Origin of the sequence: Planomonospora sp. ID91781 (assembly GCF_015711595.1) — a bacterium.
Lineage (GTDB): Bacteria > Actinomycetota > Actinomycetes > Streptosporangiales > Streptosporangiaceae > Planomonospora > Planomonospora parontospora.
In genome coordinates this window covers 2,631,120-2,648,968 of the sequence record NZ_JABTEY010000001.1, presented here as the reverse complement: position 1 = coordinate 2,648,968, position 17,849 = coordinate 2,631,120, and the positions used below count along the sequence as shown (strand labels likewise).

Genomic DNA, 17,849 nt, shown 5'->3' with positions numbered 1-17,849 from the left:
CGCGCTCAGGAGCGGCCCGCGCGCCACTCCCGGTGGAGCAGCCAGGCCAGGTAGAGGCCGCCGAGCCCGCCCGTCAGGACGCCCACCGGCAGCTGGCCGGGCGTCGGCAGCCGCTGGGCCGCCAGGTCGGCGGCGGCCAGCAGCAGTGCACCGGTCGCCGCCGCGGTGGCGACCCCCGCGCCCGGGGCCCCGGTCAGCCGCCGGGAGAGCTGCGGCGCGGCGAGCGCCACGAAGACGATGGGACCCGCCACGGAGACCGCCACCCCGGACAGCAGCACGGCGACGAGCAGCAGGGCCAGGCGGAGCCGCTCCACCGGCAGGCCGAGCGCCGAGGCGGTCTCGTCGCCCATCTCCATCGTGCTCAGCGAGCGGCTCAGCGCCAGCGCCGCCGGGAGCAGCACCGACAGCACCGCCGCCATCGGCCACACCTGCGCCCAGCCGCTCCCCGCCAGGCTCCCGACGAGCCACACCTTCGCCCCCTGCGACTCGTACAGGTCGGCCCGGGTCAGCAGGTAGGCGATGACCGAGTGGAGCATGGCGGTCACCCCGATGCCGACGAGCACCAGCCGGGTGCCCTGCACCCCCCGTTTGAAGGACAGGGCGTACACCAGCAGTCCCGAACCCAGGCCGCAGGCCAGCGCCCCCGCGGTGACGGCCAGCGGGGTCACGGTGCCGACGACCAGGAGCATCAGGACCGCCCCCACGGCCGCCCCCGCGTTCACCCCGATGATGTCCGGGCTGCCGAGCGGGTTGCGGGACAGGCTCTGCACGACGGCGCCGCCGACGCCGAGCGCCGCGCCGACCAGCAGGGCGAGCAGCACGCGCGGGGCGCGCAGCTCGTAGACCACCATCTCGCTCATGGCGTCGCCCCGGCCGGCCAGGGTCCTGACGACGTCCCCGACCGAGATCGCCGACCCGGTCCCCAGGGCGAGCAGCCCGACCGCGGCGGCGGCCCCCAGCAGGCCCAGGAGCACCGCGGCGGCCCGCAGGTGGACCCGGAACGAGACGCGGCGCGACGGGGTGTGGAAGATGCGGTAGGCGCTCACAGGTCGGCTGTCCTTCGGCGGCGGAGCAGGTAGATGAAGACCGGGGCCCCGATGAAGGCGGTGACGATGCCGCTCTGCAGCTCGCCGGGCCGTACGACGACCCGGCCCACGACGTCGGCGGTGAGCAGCAGGGCCGGAGCGAGCAGCGCCGAGTGCGCCAGGATCCAGCGGTGGTCCGGGCCGGTGAGGACGCGCACGGCGTGCGGGGCCATCAGCCCGATGAAGCCGATGGGTCCGGCCGCGGCGGTCGCCGCGCCGCAGAGCAGCATGATCGCCGCGGCTCCGGCCAGCCGCACGCGCCCCGGGTTCACCCCGAGGCCCTGTCCGGTCTGCTCGCCCAGCGCCACGGCGTTGAGGCCGCGGCCGAGCGCGAGGGCGAGGACCACACCGGCCGCGACGAACGGCGCGACCTGCCGGACGACCTCCGCGTCGCGCCCGGCGAGCGCCCCGACGTCCCAGAACCGCCACTGGTTGAACACTCCCGCGTCCAGGGTGAGCGCCGCGTTGATGGCGGCGAGCAGGGAGGCGCTGACGGCCGCGCCGGCGAGCACCAGGCGGGCCGGGTTCGCGGCGCCGCGCCCGGTCGCGCCGAGCGCGTAGACGGCGACGGTGACCAGCGCCGCGCCGAGGAGGGAGAACCAGACCCAGACCCGCAGGTCCGTGATGCCGAAGAAGAGGACGGCGCAGACGACGGCCAGCGAGGCCCCGGCGTTGACCCCGAGCATGCCGGGGTCGGCCAGCGGGTTGCGGGTGAGCGCCTGCATGAGCGCCCCGGACAGGCCCAGCGCGGCGCCGACGAGGACGCCCAGCAGCGTCCGCGGGATGCGCAGGTCATGGACGACCGCGGCGGTCTCCCCGCCGTCGGGGTGCCAGAGCTGCTGCCAGACCTCCCCGGGCGGGATCGCCTGCGCGCCGACCGCGATGCTGAGCGCGACCACCGCGATGAGCACCGCGGAGGAGACGGCGAGCCCCGTCCAGCGCATCGAACCTCCTGAATTTTAGGCAAGGCTTACCTTACATGAGGGAATACGCCTCCCTTCCGCCGCCCGCCGGTTGCCCGTCCCCCGTCTGCCGCCCGCGCGGAGACCGGAGATCGGCGCGCCGGACGCGACGGCCGTGTGGGACCCGTGCGGGTCGTCCGCGCGCGAAACCGGGCCGCCGCCCGCGTTCGCCGATAGGGTTGCCCTGATCCAGACGTCACGCGCGTTAGGCGGCCATGCTCGACCAACGACTCCAGCCGGCGCGGCCGTACGCCGCCCTGATCTTCGACTGCGACGGGACCCTCGTGGACACCGCCGCCGCCAACGAGACCGCGTGGCGGGCGGCCCTGGAGACCTGGCAGGTCGAGCTCGACCCCGCCTGGTACCACGCCCGGACCGGGCTGTCCGCCGATCGCCTCCTGGCCGAGCTGGAGGCCGAGACCGGCGCCGAGCTGGACCACCGGGTGGTGTCCGCCGCCGCGGCCGACGCCTACCGGTGGCTGGTGGACACCGTCGCGCCGCACCCGCAGGTGGTCGCGGTCGCCGAGGCCCACCGGGGCCGGGTGCCCATGGCGGTGGCCTCCGGCGGGTCGCGCGGGCGGGTCCGGGAGACCCTGCGCGCCACCGGTCTGCTCCCGTTCTTCGACTCGGTCGTCACCCGCGACGACGTCCGGGAGGGCAAGCCCGCCCCCGACGTCTACCTGCTCGCGGCCCGGCGGCTGGAGGTGCTCCCGCACGCCTGCGTCGCCTACGAGGACACCGACGAGGGGGTGGCCGCCGCGCTGGCCGCGGGGATGGAGGTCATCGACGTCCGCCCGGCCCTGCGGGACGCGGCCCGGAGCGGCGGGGAGAGCGCCGCACCGATTGGCTAGCTGTACTATCCACTGATGAGGATCTCGCAGCTCAGCGCCGTCTCGGGCGTCCCCATCCCGACGATCAAGTACTACCTGCGCGAAGGCCTGCTGCCCGCCGGGGAGCAGACCTCCGCCACCCGCGCCGAGTACGGCGAGCGGCACGTGCGGCGGCTCCGCCTGATCCGCGCGCTGCTGGAGGTCGGCCACCTGCCCATCGCGGCCATCCGCAAGGTGGTCGCCGCGGTGGAGGACGAGAGCATGGGCATGCACCGCGTGCTCGGCACCGCCCACTACGCCATCTCCCCGCCGGTCGAGTCGCATCCCGACGACGAGGAGTGGCGGCGCGCCCGGGCCGAGGCCGACGGCCTCATCGCCGACCTCGGCTGGCAGGTCGACGCCGCCGCCCCCGCCCGCGACGAGCTCGCCCAGGCCGTCCTCACCCTCGACCGGCTCGGCCTGCCCGCCACCGGCGACGCCCTGCGCCCCTACGCGGAGACGGCCATGCGGCTCGTCGCCGAGCACGAGATCCGCACCATCCCCCTCGACCGCACCCGGGAGGAGGCGGTCGAGGCGCTGGTCGTCGGCACCGTCGTGCACGGCCGCGTCCTCGACGTCATGCGCCGCCTGGCCCAGGAGTCCGCCTCTGCCCGGATCTTCGGGGCCCCGCCGGCCTGAGGGCCGCCGGCCCGGCGGGCGTCTCTCCGGACCCCGGCCCGGCGGTCACCCGCCCGCCGCCTGCGGGCCCGCCGTCCCGGGGTCACCGGCTCATCGGCCGCCGCCTGCGAGTCCGCCGCCGCGAGATCATTGGCTCATCGGGTGCTTGAGCAGCCACTGGGCGGCCCGGCGGAGCAGGGTGCGGTGGACCGGGTTGTCGTAGGAGCGGGTGTCGTGGCCCAGCGCGTCGTAGACGAGGCGGCCGCGCCGTACCGGGCGGGCCCAGACCAGGGGCTGGCCCATCGAGGAGGCGAGCGGCGTGACGTCCGGCAGGATCGTCAGGTCGCTGTAGACCTCGTCGACCAGGTCGAAGTCCCGCAGGCCCTCGACGATCGGGTGGTCGCCGTGGACGCGGACGGTGGTCCAGCCCAGCGGCGGGTGGTGCGACTTCGGCCACTCCCAGTGGCCGCCCAGCACCCGGGGCCAGCCCTGCCAGTCGTCGAAGCAGATGGACGCCGCGTGCATGCAGAGCAGGCCGCCGCCGCGCTCCAGGTGGTCCAGCAGCGCCGTACGCGCCTGCGGGGGCAGCTCGAATCCCCACCGGTCGCGGTGGGGGGCCAGGTGGTCGGAGGCCATCCGGCAGCGCAGGGCGTTGACGGTGATCAGGTCGTACTCGGGGGCGTCGGCCAGGCCGCCGGTGATGTCGTCGGTGACCTCCGACTCCACTCCGACCTCGGCGAGGGTCTCGGCCAGCGCGGCGGAGGTCGCGGGGAAGTCGTGGAAGGGGCCGCCGGAGAGGATCAGGTTGCGTGCCACGGGTCCAGTCCAGCACGGAAGCCTGCGGGCCGCCAGCGGTGTGGGATAAGCCCAGCTCACAGGGGCAGAACCGGCCTGTGAGAATTTTCCGGCAGCCCCTGCCTGCCCGAACGGCCCCAAGTAACACCACGTTCACATACGGGCAACAGATGCGAAATCGCGACTTGCGACTCTTCAGGGGCAGCAGACCACTCCCTCCCCAAGGACTCCGCCGATGACCTTCAAGGCTGAATACATCTGGATCGACGGCACCGAGCCGACCGCCAAGCTCCGCTCGAAGACGCGAGTCCTCGCGGACGGCGCAGAGCTCCCGATCTGGGGCTTCGACGGGTCCAGCACCAACCAGGCCGACGGCCACTCCTCCGACCGCGTGCTCAAGCCGGTCTTCACCTGCCCGGACCCGATCCGCGGCGGCGACAACGTGCTGGTCCTGTGCGAGGTGCTCAACCCCGACATGACCCCGCACTCCAGCAACACCCGCGCGCTCCTCACCGAGGTCGCCGAGAAGTTCGCCGACCAGGAGTCCTGGTTCGGCATCGAGCAGGAGTACACCTTCTTCAAGGAGGGCCGCCCGCTCGGCTTCCCGCTGGGCGGCTTCCCGGCCCCGCAGGGCGGCTACTACTGCGGCGTCGGCGCCGACGAGGTCTTCGGCCGCGAGGTCGTCGAGAAGCACCTCGACCGCTGCCTGGAGGCCGGTCTGGCGATCTCCGGCATCAACGCCGAGGTCATGCCCGGCCAGTGGGAGTTCCAGGTGGGCCCGGCGGGCCCGGTGGAGGTCTCCGACCACATGTGGGTCGCCCGCTGGCTGCTCTACCGCACCGCGGAGGAGTTCGACATCGCCGCCACGCTCGACGCCAAGCCGGTGAAGGGCGACTGGAACGGCGCCGGCGCGCACACCAACTTCTCCACCAAGGCGATGCGCGAGGGCTTCGACCCGATCATCACCGCCTGCGAGGCGCTGGGCGAGGGCGACAAGCCCCTCGAGCACGTCAGGAACTACGGCCACGGCATCGAGGACCGCCTCACCGGCCACCACGAGACCGCCCCGTGGAACAAGTACAGCTACGGCGTCTCCGACCGCGGCGCCTCGGTCCGCATCCCGTGGCAGGTCGAGGTCGAGAAGAAGGGCTACATCGAGGACCGCCGTCCCAACGCGAACGTCGACCCGTACGTGGTGACCCGTCTGATCGTGGACACCTGCTGCTCCGCGCTGGAGAAGGCCGGCCAGGTCTGATCCCGCGGGCGATCCGGGGGACGGAGGCCGCGGACACCCTGCCGGGGGTGTCCGCGGCCTCCGCGTTCCACGCGCACCCGCCGTGTAGCGTCGAGCCGTGGATCTCGGAATCGAAGGCAGGGTCGCCCTGGTCACGGGCGGCAGCGCGGGACTCGGCCTCGCGTCGGCCAGGAGTCTCGCCAGGGAGGGCTGCGCGGTCTGCGTGAGCGCCCGCTCCCCCGAGCGGCTCGCCGACGCCGTGGTGGAGCTGCAGGAGTTCGGCGGGACGGTGCACGCGGTGCTCGCCGACGTGGAGGACCCCGAGGCGGCCGCACGGGTCGTCGCGGAGACGCGCGAGGTGCTGGGGCCGGTCGACATCCTGGTCGCGAACGCGGGCGGGCCCCCGCGCGGGGACTTCCTGGAGGCGGACCCGGACGAGTGGGAGACGGCGGTCAACCGCAACCTGCTGGGCACCGTCCGGCTGATCCGGGCCGTGCTCCCGGACATGCGCTCGCGCGGCTGGGGGCGGATCGTCACGATCACCAGCCGGTCGGCGCGCGAGGCGCTCGACGGGCTGGCGCTGTCCAACGCGACGCGTCCGGCGGTCGCCGGGGTGGTCCGCACGCTCGCCCGCGAGGTCGGCCGGGACGGCGTGCTGGTCAACAACGTGCTGCCGGGGCCGATCCTCACCGACCGGCTCAGGGAGACGACGCCCACGCGGGAGGGCCTGGCCGAGCGGGCCGGGCGCGTGCCCGTGGGCCGGCTGGGCCGCCCCGAGGAGGTCGGCGACGTGGTGGCGTTCCTGGCCAGCGAGCGGGCCTCCTTCATGACCGGCGTCTCCGTCCTGGTGGACGGCGGGGAGAGCCGAGTGATCGCCTGAACCCGGACATGACATGCTTTGAGGCAATTGTCTGGTTATCCGGGAGAGGGCGGGAATGAACAAGCCGGTCATCGTGACGGTCGACGACGACCCGGGGGTCTCGCGCTCCGTGGCCCGCGACCTGCGCCGCCGGTACGGCCACGCCTACCGGATCGTCAGGGCCGACGGCGCCGCGCAGGGCATCGAGAGCGTCCGCGAGATGCGGCTGCGCGGCGACGACGTCGCGGTGGTCCTGGCCGACTACCGGATGCCCGAGATGAACGGCGTGGAGTTCCTGGAACAGGCCATGGACCTGTACCCCCACGCCCGCCGGGTGCTGCTCACCGCCTACGCCGACACCGAGGCGGCGATCCAGGCGATCAACGTGGTGGACCTCGACCACTACCTGCTCAAGCCGTGGGACCCGCCGGAGGAGAAGTTCTACCCGGTGCTGGACGCCCAGCTCGACGCCTGGCAGCGGACCGACCGGCGGGCCGCCGACGAGCTGCGCGTGGTGGGGGCGCGCTGGTCGGCCCGCTCCTACCGGGTCCGCGACTTCCTGGCCCGCAACCAGGTCCCCTACCGCTGGCTGCTCGCCGACGAGCCCGAGGGCGCGCAGCTGCTGGCCGCGGCCGGGCAGGACGAGAGCCCGGCGGCCCTGCCGCTGGTCGTCACCGCGCAGGGCGCGGTGCTCGCCGCGCCGACCACCGCCGCGCTCGCCTCGGCCGTGGGCCTGTCCACCGCCCCCGCCACCGACTTCTACGACCTGGTCGTCATCGGCGGCGGCCCCGGCGGGCTGGGCGCGGCGGTCTACGGCGCCTCGGAGGGGCTGCGCACCGTGCTGGTGGAGAAGCACGCCTCCGGCGGGCAGGCCGGCCAGAGCTCCCGCATCGAGAACTACCTGGGCTTCCCCGACGGCGTCTCCGGCGCCCAGCTCGCCGACCGGGCCCGCCGCCAGGCGCTGAAGTTCGGCGCCGAGCTGCTCACCGCCCGCACGGCCACCAGCCTGGAGGTCCGGGGCCAGGCCCGGGTGGTCGGCTTCGCCGACGGCGGCAGCATCGCCGCGCACACGGTGATCCTGGCGACCGGCGTCTCCTACCGGCGGCTGACCGCCCCCGGCCTGGACGACTTCACCGGCGCCGGCGTCTACTACGGCGCGGCGGTGACCGAGGCGCCGGAGTGCCGCGGCTGCGACGTCTACATCGTCGGCGCGGCGAACTCGGCCGGGCAGGGCGCCGTCCACCTGTCGGGATACGCCGACCGGGTGCACCTGATCGTCCGCGGCGACGGGCTGGAGAGCTCCATGTCGCACTACCTGATCGAGCAGATCGCGCAGATCCCGAACATCGAGGTGCACACCGGGACCGAGGTGGTCGCCGCCGAGGGCGGGGAACACCTGGAGCGGCTCACCCTCAAGGGCTCTGACGGCGAGCGCACGGTCGACGCCGAGTGGCTGTTCGTCTTCATCGGCGCCGCACCGCACACCGACTGGCTGGGCGACGCGGTCGAGCGCGACGAGCGGGGCTTCGTGCTGACCGGCCCCGACCTGACCGCCGTCGGGAGCCGGCCCCGCAACTGGCCGCTCCGGCGGGAGCCGTACCACCTGGAGACCAGCGTGCCGGGCGTCTTCGCCGCCGGCGACGTGCGCGCCGACTCGATCAAGCGGGTCGCCTCGGCGGTCGGCGAGGGGGCGATGGCCGTGGCACTCGTGCACCGCTACCTGGAGAAGGCATGATCGACCCCGATGTGCTCCGCGGTCTGTTCCTCTTCGAGGGGCTGGAGGAGGACCGGCTCGCGTGGCTGGCCGCCCACGCCCATGAGCGCGAGGCCGCCGCGGGCGAGCTGATCGTACGGCAGGGCGACCCGGCCGACTGCTTCATCGTGCTCATCGAGGGCGAGGTGGTCATGGTCACCGAGACCCCCGCCGGGCCGGTCTCGCTGACCCCCACCTCCCAGCCCGGGGTCTACGCCGGGGCCACCTCCGCCTACCTCGGCGAGCGCGCCCCGGCCTCCTACACCCACTCGCTCCGCGCCACCAGGCCCTCCCGGTTCATGGAACTGCCCGCCGGGAAGTTCGGCCGGATGATGACCGAGTGGTTCCCGATGGCGGTGCACCTGCTGGACGGGGTGCGCCTGGGCGGGCTGGCGCAGCGGGAGCTCATCGACCGGCGGCAGCGGCTGACGGCGCTCGGCACGATCACCGCGGGTCTCACGCACGAGCTCAACAACCCGGCGGCGGCGGCCGTGCGCGCCGTGGGCGAGCTCCGGGAGAAGGTCGCGTCCTCGCGGCGGCGGCTGGCCGAGCTGGCCGAGGCGGGCATCCCCCCGGACCGGCTGCGCGCCCTGATCGACATGGAGGAGCGGTGCTCCACCGGCGCGGCGGGCCTGCCCCCGCGCTCCCCTCTGGAGATCTCCGACGCCGAGGACGAACTGGGCGACGCGCTGGAGGAGGCGGGGGTCGGCGGCGGCTGGGAGGTCGCACCGCCGCTGGTCGCCGCCGGCTTCGGACCGGCGGGGCTGGAGAAGGTGCGGAGCGCGGCCGGGCCGGAGCACCTGGGGGCGGCGGTGCACTGGCTGGCGGAGGCGGTCGAGATCTCCCAGATGCTGGACGAGGTGACCGACGCGACCGGGCGGATCTCCTCGCTGCTGGCCTCGGCCAAGCAGTACTCCCAGATGGACCGCGCGCCGTACCGGACGGTGGACGTGCGGGAGCTGCTGGACAGCACGCTCACCATGTTCCGCGGCAAGATCCCGCCCGGGATCGGCGTGGCCACCGACTACGACCCCGCCCTGCCGCCGATCCCCGCCTACGCCGGGGAGCTCAACCAGGTGTGGACCAACCTGATCCACAACGCGCTGGACGCCATGGCGGGCGAGGGCACCCTGACCGTCCGCACCCGGCTGGAGCACGGGACCACCGCGCTGGTCGAGATCTGCGACACCGGTCCCGGCGTCCCGGAGGAGCTCCGGGAGCGGATCTTCGAGCCGTTCTTCACCACCAAGCCCGCCGGCGCGGGCACCGGCCTGGGGCTGGACATCTCCTTCCGCATCGTCGCCGGCCGGCACGGCGGCGACCTGCGGGTGGAATCGGCACCCGGCGACACCCGCTTCCAGGTCCGCCTCCCGGCCGCCGAGCAGCCGGAGACCGGGGAGGTCCCGGCCGCCGGGCGGCCGGAGCGGGCCGCCCCGCCGGTGGAGCAGACGGCGTAGCCGGCGCGTCCCCCGCCCCGCCGGAAGGCGACCGGCGGGACAGGGTGCGTCCTCACCGGAAGGCGTGGGCGTGGCGCCGGGCCCACTCGTCGAAACCGCGCGGCGGGCGGCCCAGGATCTGCTCCGTGTGCGGGCTGATCCGCCGCTCTTCCGGGGTCGGGTCGCCGAGGATGTCCAGGGTCCCGTCGGCCACCGGCTCCGGCATGAACCGCACCATCTGCGCGCGGGCCTCCGCACGCGTCTGGTCGACGAACCGGACCGGCCGGCCCAGTGCCTCGCCGATGATCCCGGCCCGCTGCCGGGGCGTGGTCAGGGCCGGCCCCGTCAGTTCGTAGATCCGGCCGGCGTGCCGGTCCTCCCGCAGGACGGCGGCCGCGACCTCGCCGATGTCGGCCGGATCGACGACCGGCAGGCCGACGTCGCCGAACGGCGCGGCCACCGTCCCCCGGGTCCGCACCGACTCCGCCCACGCGTAGGCGTTGGACGCGAAGCCGCCCGGCCGCAGGATCGTCCACGCCGCGCCGGAGCGCCGGACGGCGTCCTCGATGCCGCGCAGCGGCGCGTGCGAGACGGACCGCGGGCGCGTCCCGGCGGCCTGCGAGGAGAGCAGGACCAGGCGCGCGACTCCGCCGGCTTTCGCGACGTCGAGGATCGCGCCCGGGTCCAGATGCGCGCCGGCCCCCGCGACCAGCAGGAACAGCGCGCGGGCTCCGTCCACCACCGGTCGCAGGGTCTCCGGCTCGGCCAGATCGGCCTGCCGGTACCGCACCCCCTCCGGCACGGACACCGGCGACGTTCCCCGGGACACCGCGGTCACCCGCTCGCCGGCCGCGGACAGCGCCTCCACGAGCACCCTGCCGACGTTCCCGGTGGCCCCTGTTACCACGATCATGAAAGGTTCCTCCTCCTTCTCCGACGCCGCCCGCGCCTGCGCGGGCGGCCGCCGCCGGTCCGACCGCTTCGGCGGCGACTCCGGGAAGTTAGCATCGCCGGTATAGTAGGTACCTACAGGAAAGTGACTATGCTCAAGGGGCCCACATGCACGGCGAGCGGACAGCCTGGACGCCCTCGGCACCGGTCGACCCCGAGCAGGCCTGCCCCGTCGCCCCGGTCGTGGACATCGTCTTCAGCCGGTGGACCACCCCGATCCTGTGGACGCTGAACTACCAGGGACGGCAGCGCTTCGTCGAACTGCAGCGACGGATCACCACCATCACGCCGAAGGTCCTGACCCAGCGGCTCCGGCAACTCGAACGCGACGGACTCGTCGTGCGCACCTACCACCCCGAGGTCCCGCCCCGGGTCGAGTACGAGATCAGCGACCTCGGCCGCAGTCTCGCCCCGCTCTTCGCCCAGCTCGCCGAGTGGGCCACGGCTCACCTCGGCGACGTGGAACGGGCACGGCACGCCTACGACGACACCGGCACGGCGGCGGCACCGCAGCACACGCCTCGGCGATGAGGCGTCCCGCCGCGCTCCGCCCTCTCACAGGTGGGCGTTGGGCTCGCGGGCGAGATCGGCCAGCTCGGGCAGTTCCACCACGGTGACGCCCGCCGCCGTGAGCTCCTCGACGCCGTGGCAGTCGGCGAGGAGCACGGGCTCCCGCCAGGCCAGCACGACCCGCCGGATCCCGCTGCCGATGATCAGCCGGGTGCAGGTCCGGGGGCGGGAGCGGCGCACGCTGCACGGCTCCAGGCTGCTGTAGACCGTGGCGCCGGGCAGCCGGGGGTCACCTGCCGCGATCTTGGCGAGCGCGGCCTCCTCGGCGTGCACGTGGGGGTCGCCGCCCTCCCGGGAGTGGCCGCGCGCGAGCTCGGTGCCGTCGGCGGCGACCACGACGGCGCCGACGGAGAAGGCCGCCGGCGAGGGCGGGCAGAGCCGGGCCAGCTCGCAGGCCAGCCGGAGCCAGTCGCGGTCGTTCACCGGTCCCCCCGCTCCGGGGACCTCTCCCGGCGGATCAGGTATCTCAGCAGGACGACGTCGCCGAGCGCGCGGACCTCCGCGAGGTCCATCCGCCGCAGGGGGCCCTGCGGGAAGCGTCCGCCGCCGACGAACCGCGGCGCGGCGGGGTCGCCGACGAAGAACGGCGCGACGGCGAGCTGGATCTCGTCGGCGAGGTCCTCCAGGAGGAACCGGGTGTGCACCGAGCCCCCTCCCTCCACCATGAGCCGCCGGACCCCGCGCCCGGCCAGGTCGCGCAGGACCCGGCGGAGGTCCACGGGATCTCCCGCGTCGACCACGGTGGCGGCCGCGCCGAGCCGGGAGGCGAGCCCCTCCACCGCCCCCGACGCCGCGTACACGATCTTCTCCGCGTCCCCGGCGGTGAAGAACCGGCCCGCCGGGTCGAGGTCCCCCGTCGCGGTCAGCGTCACCTTGGCGGGGCAGGCCGGCAGGCCGCGCGCCACCCGCTCCCGCCGCCGGACCGGCGAGCGGACCAGCAGCCGGGGATCGTCCCGGCGCACGGTGCCCGCCCCGACCATGATCGCGTCGCAGCCGGCCCGGACCTCGTCGACCCGGTCGAAGTCCTCGTCCCCGGAGAGCAGCAGCCGCTCGGGGGCGCCGTCGTCGATGTGGCCGTCGACGGACATCGCGCAGCTGAGCAGCACGTAGGGGCGCCCGGCCGGTCCTTCCCGGCCGTCCGGCCCGCCCGATCCGCTCACGGCCCCCTCCCCCGAGTCCGTCGGAGGACGCACGCGCCCTCACCGGCAGTCGGCCGCGATGCTACGCCACGGGGGAGCCGGCGCACCGGCCGGGGTCGGCGCCACACCGCGTGGGCGGTACGCCACGTGAGCGTCACGCCGCGTGGGCGGTGCACCGCGTGAGCGTCACGCCACGTGGGCGGTACGGCGCGTGGGCGGTACGGCGCGCTCCCGATCGCTCCTCGATCACTTCCCGATCACTTCCCGTCGTCCCGTCCGGCGATCCGGCGCAGAGCCAGCAGCAGGCCGATCTGCTGTCCGCGGACGGCCGTACCCGCCCCCGGGTCCTCCCGCAGCTCCTTCACGAGCGCCGCGCAGAGCAGGAGCATGACGATCACGAACGGCAGCGAGACCAGGATCGTGGCCTGCTGCAGTGCCTTCAGCCCACCGGCCAGCAGCAGTACCATCGCCACCGCCCCGACCAGCACACCCCACATCACCACCAGGGGTCTGGGCGGCCGGAGTGAGCCCTCGGTGGACAGGGACCCGAGCACCAGGGAGGCCGCGTCGGCCCCGCTGACGAAGTAGAGCGCCACCAGGACCACCGCGATCACCGTGGTGAACAGGTCCAGCGGCAGGTTGTCGAGCAGCGTGAACATCGCCGCCTCGGAGCCCTCGGCGACGGCGCGGGTGAAGTCCGCCTCGCCCGACTGCTGGAGCCACACGGCGCTGCCCCCGCTGATCGCGAACCAGAGCAGGCTGGCTCCCGACGGGATGAGCAGCACGCCGACGACGAACTCGCGGATGGTCCGGCCGCGGGAGATCCGGGCGATGAAGGCGCCCACGAACGGCGCCCAGGACATCCACCACGCCCAGTAGAAGATGGTCCACTCCCCGAGCCAGGCCTTGTCCATGAACGCGCCCGTCCGTGAGGACATCGGGATCAGGTCGCTCAGATAGCCGCCGAGCGAGGCGGGGATCAGGTCGAGGACCGCGACCGTCGGGCCGAAGACGAAGATGAGCACGGCCAGCAGGGCCGCCAGGTGGACGTTGACGGTACTGAGCCACCGTACGCCGCCGTGCACCCCGGTGGCCGCGGAGACGACGAACGCGGCGGTCAGCACGATGATGACGATCACCTCCAGCCTCCGCCCGCCGATCCCGAACAGCTCGTTGAGGCCGTACTCCACCTGGAGCGCACCCAGGCCCAGGCTCGTGGCGGTGCCGAAGACGGTGGCGAGCATGGCCAGCAGGTCCAGCGCCCGCCCCGCGTTCGGCCGGGGCGTGCCGCCGAACAGCGGGGAGAACGCGGCGCTGAACTGGTTGCCCCGGCCCTTGCGGAAGGTGGAGTAGGCCAGGGCCATGCCCGTGACCGCGTAGACGGCCCAGGGGTGCAGGGTCCAGTGGAACAGGGAGTACTCCATCGCGGTGCGTGCGGCCTGGAGCGATCCCGGCACGAGATCCAGGTCGGGCGGCGGTCTGAGCAGGTGGGTCACCGGCTCGGCGACGCCGTAGAACATCAGCCCGATGCCCATCCCCGAGCTGAACATCATCGCGGTCCAGGCCAGGTTGGTGAACTCGGGGGTGTCGTCGTCCCCGCCCAGGCGGATCCGGCCGAAGCGGCCGAGCGCGAGCACGACGGCCAGGACCAGGAAGAAGTCGGCGGCCAGCACGAACAGCCAGCCGAGGTTCTCCAGCACCCAGGCGAGCGCGGTGTCACCGGCCGCGGCGAGCGATTCGGTGAAGACCGCGCCCCAGAGCACCACCGCCACCAGCAGGCCCATGGCGGCGGACAACAGCGGAACGTCGGGCTTTCGCGTGCGCATGGGACCCCCGAGGACGCTCACACAGAGTGATAACGATCCTGCCCTGCGTCAAAGCTCGCGAACCGTGACAACCGTCCCCCCGGGTGAGACCGTCGAACAGGCGACGGCGCTCGGAGGGGGACTGCATGGTTCCGGGATACCGCGAGGTTCGAGAGCTCGGCACCGGGAGCGGCGGCCGGGTGGTGCTGGCCACCTACACCGGCACGGGCGCCTACGTGGCCATCAAGTACCTGGACGCCGCGCTGCGGGACGACGGGCGGTTCACGGCGCGCTTCCGCGAGGAGGCGCGCGTCATGGTCGAGCTCGACGACCCGAACATCGTCAGGCTCTACGAGTACTACGAGGACGTGCTCGAAGCCGCCGTCGTCATGGAGTTGGTCGACGGCGTCCCGCTGCGCGGGATCCTCCGCGACCACGGCGCGATGGATCCCGAGGCGGCGCTGGCCGTGTTCAAGGGCGCCCTGCTGGGCCTGGCCCGGGCCCACTCGGCGGGCGTCCTGCACCGCGACCTCCGGCCGGAGAACGTACTGGTCCAGGCCGACGGGACCGGCAGGCTCACGGACTTCGGCATGGCCGCCCCCGGTACGGCCGGCGTCCCGGGCTACACGGCGCCCGAGCGGCGGGCCGGGGAGCCGGCGGGCGCGGCGGCCGACCTCTACGCGGCCTCCTGCGTGTTCTTCGAGTGCCTCACCGGGCGCCGGCCGTACCGGGCCGATCCCCTGACCGCGCCGGTGCCGTTGGAGGAGGTGCCCGCTCCGGTGCGGGGGCTGGTCGCGCACGGTATGGCCGACGACCCCAGGAACCGGCCGCCGACGGCCCGGGCGTTCGCCGCGGAGCTGGAGGTGGCCGCGCTGTCGGCCTACGGCCCGGAATGGGAGCGGCGCGGACGGCGGCGCCTGGCCGAGCTGGCCACCCTGCTCGCGCTGGCCTTCCCGCTGGCCCGGACGGCGCCGGGCACCGGGCCGGGGGCCGCGCCGGGGAGCGGCGCCCCGGCCGCGCGGGACACGGCCGGCCGGGTGGGCGGGCCGCGGCGTCCGCGGCTGCGCGCCAGGTTCCTGGCGGGGGCGGGCGCGGCGGCCTTCGCCGTCACCGCCGCCCTCGTCGCCGCGGGCCGCCCGGCCGGTCCGCTCGCCTCGGACAAGGTCTTCACCCCGCCTCCGGAGACGCCCGTGACCGGCCGGGAGCCCGCCGCGCGCTCCGGCGGGCCCGGATCCTCCGGGGCCTCGGACGCCCCGGCCCCGTCGCGGGACGCCGCCGGCGGCCGGGGCGCGCCCTCCCGGCGCGCCTCCGCCCCCGCGGCCCCCTCCGCCTCCGGTCTCCCCCGGCCCCCGCGCCTCCCCTCCACCGCGCCGTCACGCCCGGAGCCGGAGGCCTCCCGGCCCCCGGCTCCACCCCGGAGCGACGCCCCCGGCCCGTCCCCCTCCCGGAGCGACGCCCCCGGCCCGTCCCGGAGTCCGGAGCCCGGTCCCACCTCTCCCGGCGACCCGGCGCCGGGTCCGAGCGGCGCGCAGACCCCGCCCGCGCCGCCGCACGCGGTCGGCGAACTGGCCGTCACCGGGATCGACCCGGACGGGGCGACGATCAGCGTCCGCGCGTCGACCACGGCGGGCGTCGTGCTGACGGTCCGGTTCTCCGAGGGCCCGGCCGAGGACCGGCCGGTGGAGGCCCCGATGCGCGCCCTCATGCTCAGCGGCTCCACCGCTTATCTCCCCGTCGTCCCGCACGCCTTCACCGCCCCGCCCTGCGGCCGGACCGTCCTGTGGCGGGTCACGGCCGAGACCCGGCCCCAGGCCCCCGGCGGCGCGCGGAGCCGTACGGTGGCGGTCACCGGCGCGCCGTGCCCGGAGGCCGCCGGACCGGGCTCCGGGCCGCCCGAGGATCTGCCCGAGGACGTCTCGGAGGACGTCCCTGAGGACGCGCGGGAGGAGGCGGCCGGGGATGCGCCGGAGGACCCGGCGGGCCCGTCCGGCGCGCCCTGAGACGGCGACCGGTGGAACGGCGCCCCGGGTCCCGTCCCGGGGTCCGCGGCCGCGCCTTGCAGGCCAACCAAGCGCGCGCTAGGTTGGTGGCCGGTGACGCACCCCGCCCGTCGGGCGCCCGCCGTCCCGGCGGGACGGCCGCCCGGTCCGGCGCACGAGGCGGCACGAGCCCGAGAAGGAGCGTGGAATGGGTCTGCTGGACGGCAAGGTCGCCCTGGTCACGGGTGGCGCGCGGGGCATGGGGGAGGCGCACGTGCGGCTCTTCCTCGACGAGGGCGCGCGGGTCGTCTTCGGAGACGTGCTCGCCGACGAGGGCAAGGCGCTCGCCGAGGAGACCGGAGCGCTCTTCGTCCCCCAGGACGTGACGGACCCGGCCGACTGGGAGCGGGCGGTCGGCGCCGCCGTCGAGGCGCACGGCAGGCTCGACGTCCTGGTCAACAACGCCGGGATCCTCAGGTTCCGCCGGATCGCCGACATGACGCTCCAGGAGTACGAGCAGGTCATCGACGTGAACCTCAAGGGCACCTGGCTGGGCGTCAAGTCGGTGATCGAGCCGATGAAGGCCGCCGGCGGCGGCTCGATCGTGAACATCTCCTCGGTCGAGGGCTTCATCGGCGCCGAGGGCATGTCCGCCTACGCCGCCTCGAAGTTCGGCGTGCGCGGCGTCACCAAGGCCGCCGCCCGCGAGCTCGCCCGCTTCGGGATCCGGGTCAACTCCGTCCACCCCGGGTCGATCGACACGCCCATGGTCAGGACACCGGAGGTCGCCGCCGAGGTGGACGGCGAGGCGTTCTTCAAGTCCATGGTGATCAAGCGGTTCGCCCGGCCGGTCGAGGTCTCGCACGTGGTGGCCTTCCTGGCCTCCGACCGGGCGAGCTACTGCACGGGCAGCGAGTTCACGGTGGACGGGGGCATGCTCACCGGCGCCGGCTACTGAACCGCCCCGCCCCTCCCGGCGGCGCCGCACCGGCGCGGGGACCAGGGCGGGCGCCCCCGGCCCCGGCGCCGGACCGGCGCGCACGGGCCCGCCATCGGGTCCTACCGCTCCCGGACCGGTGCTTGACCGGACTTTGACCCGGTCTCATCGCCCGCCCCCCGGCCGAGCCACCCGGCGGGGGTGACGAACAGCCCGCTCGCCTCGGCCAGCGCAGTGCCGTCCGGAAGGGCGATGCGGCCCTCGGCCCAGGTCTTGCGCCCTTCCGACCCCGTGTACTCCGCGGTGGCGACCAGCGGCTCGCCGTACGGCACCGGCCTGCGGTAGCGCAGGGTCAGCGTCCCGGTCACGCCGGGGAAACCGGCCGCCGCCACGGCCTCGCCCAGCAGGTGGTCGAGGATCATCGCGCTGACGCCGCCGTGCACCGAGGCGGGCGGGCCCGCGTGGACCGGTCGGAAGCTCAGCTCGGCGCGGACCGTGCGCTCCGGGGTGACCCGGACGACCAGCGGGAGGGCGTGCGGGTTGGCGGAGCCGGTGACCGCGTTGCCCACGTTCCTGGGGACGCCTCCGGGACCGAGCTCGAACGACCGGGGGGACTCGCGCCGCAGCGCGCCGAGCCGCTCCGTGAGGGCGGCCAGTTCGGCGGCGACGGCGGCGACCTCACTCTCCGGGACGTCCGTCAGCACGACCGCGTCGGCCAGGGCGCGGGCCCGGCGGCTGAGTTCGACCAGGGCGGCGAGGCGGGCCTCGGCGTCCTCCGTGGGGGTGACGTCGATCGTCATGGCAGCATATTAGAACACGTTCTATAGAATCTCATTCGGATCCGGCCGGGACTTCGC

General features: G+C 74.8%; 17 protein-coding genes. 9 read left to right on the top strand and 8 right to left on the bottom strand.

Going from position 1 to position 17,849, the window contains the following annotated elements; translation table 11 throughout:
- Nucleotides 1-5 precede the first annotated feature (5 nt).
- Nucleotides 6-1,046: an iron chelate uptake ABC transporter family permease subunit gene (locus HS048_RS12050; protein ID WP_196466985.1), complete on the bottom strand. Its 1,041-nt coding sequence runs from the start codon at nt 1,044-1,046 to the stop codon at nt 6-8.
- Nucleotides 1,043-2,029, bottom strand: a complete 987-nt coding sequence (locus HS048_RS12045; protein ID WP_196466984.1) for an iron ABC transporter permease — start codon at nt 2,027-2,029, stop codon at nt 1,043-1,045. Before HS048_RS12045 ends, HS048_RS12050 begins: the two co-directional genes overlap by 4 nt.
- A 233-nt stretch (nt 2,030-2,262) precedes the next feature.
- On the opposite strand from HS048_RS12045, the gene HS048_RS12040 reads away from it, so the two are divergent.
- A complete protein-coding gene (locus HS048_RS12040) occupies nt 2,263-2,898 on the top strand; it encodes an HAD family phosphatase (RefSeq protein WP_068897018.1) in 636 nt (211 codons plus the stop codon).
- Nucleotides 2,899-2,913: 15 nt separating this feature from the next.
- Nucleotides 2,914-3,555 carry a MerR family transcriptional regulator gene (locus tag HS048_RS12035; protein ID WP_196466983.1) on the top strand — a complete coding sequence of 214 codons (642 nt, stop codon included), beginning with the start codon at nt 2,914-2,916 and terminating at the stop codon, nt 3,553-3,555.
- A 126-nt stretch (nt 3,556-3,681) separates the two neighbouring features.
- Here HS048_RS12035 and HS048_RS12030 read toward each other — a convergent pair whose 3' ends face one another.
- Complete coding sequence (locus HS048_RS12030) at nt 3,682-4,350, bottom strand: ThuA domain-containing protein (protein WP_196466982.1); 669 nt, start codon at nt 4,348-4,350, stop codon at nt 3,682-3,684.
- 214 nt (nt 4,351-4,564) lie between these two features.
- Here HS048_RS12030 and glnII point away from each other — a divergent pair, with 214 nt between their 5' ends.
- The 4 genes from glnII (at nt 4,565) to HS048_RS12010 (ending at nt 9,632) form a co-directional block, all read left to right on the top strand.
- Complete coding sequence (gene glnII, locus HS048_RS12025; RefSeq protein WP_068897022.1) at nt 4,565-5,584, top strand: glutamine synthetase; 1,020 nt, start codon at nt 4,565-4,567, stop codon at nt 5,582-5,584.
- Between the two features lie 97 nt (nt 5,585-5,681).
- Nucleotides 5,682-6,443 (top strand): SDR family NAD(P)-dependent oxidoreductase, encoded by a 762-nt coding sequence (locus HS048_RS12020; RefSeq protein ID WP_068897023.1) that lies wholly within the window; start codon nt 5,682-5,684, stop codon nt 6,441-6,443.
- Nucleotides 6,444-6,498: 55 nt separating this feature from the next.
- Nucleotides 6,499-8,157: an FAD-dependent oxidoreductase gene (locus HS048_RS12015; RefSeq protein WP_196466981.1), complete on the top strand. Its 1,659-nt coding sequence runs from the start codon at nt 6,499-6,501 to the stop codon at nt 8,155-8,157.
- Nucleotides 8,154-9,632: an ATP-binding protein gene (locus tag HS048_RS12010; protein ID WP_196466980.1), complete on the top strand. Its 1,479-nt coding sequence runs from the start codon at nt 8,154-8,156 to the stop codon at nt 9,630-9,632. Before HS048_RS12015 ends, HS048_RS12010 begins: the two co-directional genes overlap by 4 nt.
- Before the next feature lie 52 nt (nt 9,633-9,684).
- Here the strand turns inward: HS048_RS12010 and HS048_RS12005 are convergent, their stop codons facing one another.
- Nucleotides 9,685-10,524, bottom strand: coding sequence for an NAD(P)H-binding protein (locus HS048_RS12005; protein ID WP_068897026.1), 840 nt, complete (start codon nt 10,522-10,524; stop codon nt 9,685-9,687).
- 146 nt (nt 10,525-10,670) lie between these two features.
- Here HS048_RS12005 and HS048_RS12000 point away from each other — a divergent pair, with 146 nt between their 5' ends.
- Nucleotides 10,671-11,093, top strand: a complete 423-nt coding sequence (locus HS048_RS12000) for a helix-turn-helix domain-containing protein (RefSeq protein WP_068897027.1) — start codon at nt 10,671-10,673, stop codon at nt 11,091-11,093.
- A 24-nt stretch (nt 11,094-11,117) separates the two neighbouring features.
- Here the strand turns inward: HS048_RS12000 and HS048_RS11995 are convergent, their stop codons facing one another.
- The 3 genes from HS048_RS11995 to HS048_RS11985 form a co-directional block, all read right to left on the bottom strand.
- Complete coding sequence (locus HS048_RS11995; RefSeq protein ID WP_231647314.1) at nt 11,118-11,555, bottom strand: deaminase; 438 nt, start codon at nt 11,553-11,555, stop codon at nt 11,118-11,120.
- The gene (locus HS048_RS11990; RefSeq protein ID WP_196467875.1) at nt 11,552-12,220 is read right to left on the bottom strand and encodes a dihydrofolate reductase family protein; all 669 of its coding nucleotides are present in this window, start codon (nt 12,218-12,220) and stop codon (nt 11,552-11,554) included. The genes HS048_RS11995 and HS048_RS11990 overlap by 4 nt, the downstream gene beginning before the upstream one ends.
- A 308-nt stretch (nt 12,221-12,528) precedes the next feature.
- Nucleotides 12,529-14,097, bottom strand: a complete 1,569-nt coding sequence (locus tag HS048_RS11985; protein WP_196466979.1) for a BCCT family transporter — start codon at nt 14,095-14,097, stop codon at nt 12,529-12,531.
- A gap of 125 nt (nt 14,098-14,222) precedes the next feature.
- Between HS048_RS11985 and HS048_RS11980 the strand changes: the two genes are divergently transcribed.
- Nucleotides 14,223-16,076 (top strand): serine/threonine-protein kinase, encoded by a 1,854-nt coding sequence (locus HS048_RS11980; protein ID WP_196466978.1) that lies wholly within the window; start codon nt 14,223-14,225, stop codon nt 16,074-16,076.
- 187 nt (nt 16,077-16,263) lie between these two features.
- Nucleotides 16,264-17,013: a glucose 1-dehydrogenase gene (locus HS048_RS11975; RefSeq protein ID WP_068897029.1), complete on the top strand. Its 750-nt coding sequence runs from the start codon at nt 16,264-16,266 to the stop codon at nt 17,011-17,013.
- A 101-nt stretch (nt 17,014-17,114) separates the two neighbouring features.
- Here HS048_RS11975 and HS048_RS11970 read toward each other — a convergent pair whose 3' ends face one another.
- A complete protein-coding gene (locus HS048_RS11970; protein ID WP_196466977.1) occupies nt 17,115-17,792 on the bottom strand; it encodes a PaaI family thioesterase in 678 nt (225 codons plus the stop codon).
- Between the last annotated feature and the right edge of the window lie 57 nt (nt 17,793-17,849).

Excerpts from the sequence above, each read along its gene's own strand:
- HS048_RS12045 (WP_196466984.1), bottom strand. The coding sequence starts at position 2,029 with ATGCGCTGGACGGGGCTCGCCGTCTCCTCCGCGGTGCTCATCGCGGTG.
- HS048_RS12040 (WP_068897018.1), top strand. The coding sequence starts at position 2,263 with ATGCTCGACCAACGACTCCAGCCGGCGCGGCCGTACGCCGCCCTGATC.
- HS048_RS12035 (WP_196466983.1), top strand. The coding sequence starts at position 2,914 with ATGAGGATCTCGCAGCTCAGCGCCGTCTCGGGCGTCCCCATCCCGACG.
- glnII (WP_068897022.1), top strand. The coding sequence starts at position 4,565 with ATGACCTTCAAGGCTGAATACATCTGGATCGACGGCACCGAGCCGACC.
- HS048_RS12015 (WP_196466981.1), top strand. The coding sequence starts at position 6,499 with ATGAACAAGCCGGTCATCGTGACGGTCGACGACGACCCGGGGGTCTCG.
- HS048_RS12010 (WP_196466980.1), top strand. The coding sequence starts at position 8,154 with ATGATCGACCCCGATGTGCTCCGCGGTCTGTTCCTCTTCGAGGGGCTG.
- HS048_RS12005 (WP_068897026.1), bottom strand. The coding sequence starts at position 10,524 with ATGATCGTGGTAACAGGGGCCACCGGGAACGTCGGCAGGGTGCTCGTG.
- HS048_RS12000 (WP_068897027.1), top strand. The coding sequence starts at position 10,671 with ATGCACGGCGAGCGGACAGCCTGGACGCCCTCGGCACCGGTCGACCCC.
- HS048_RS11990 (WP_196467875.1), bottom strand. The coding sequence starts at position 12,220 with ATGTCCGTCGACGGCCACATCGACGACGGCGCCCCCGAGCGGCTGCTG.
- HS048_RS11985 (WP_196466979.1), bottom strand. The coding sequence starts at position 14,097 with ATGCGCACGCGAAAGCCCGACGTTCCGCTGTTGTCCGCCGCCATGGGC.
- HS048_RS11980 (WP_196466978.1), top strand. The coding sequence starts at position 14,223 with ATGGTTCCGGGATACCGCGAGGTTCGAGAGCTCGGCACCGGGAGCGGC.
- HS048_RS11975 (WP_068897029.1), top strand. The coding sequence starts at position 16,264 with ATGGGTCTGCTGGACGGCAAGGTCGCCCTGGTCACGGGTGGCGCGCGG.
- HS048_RS11970 (WP_196466977.1), bottom strand. The coding sequence starts at position 17,792 with ATGACGATCGACGTCACCCCCACGGAGGACGCCGAGGCCCGCCTCGCC.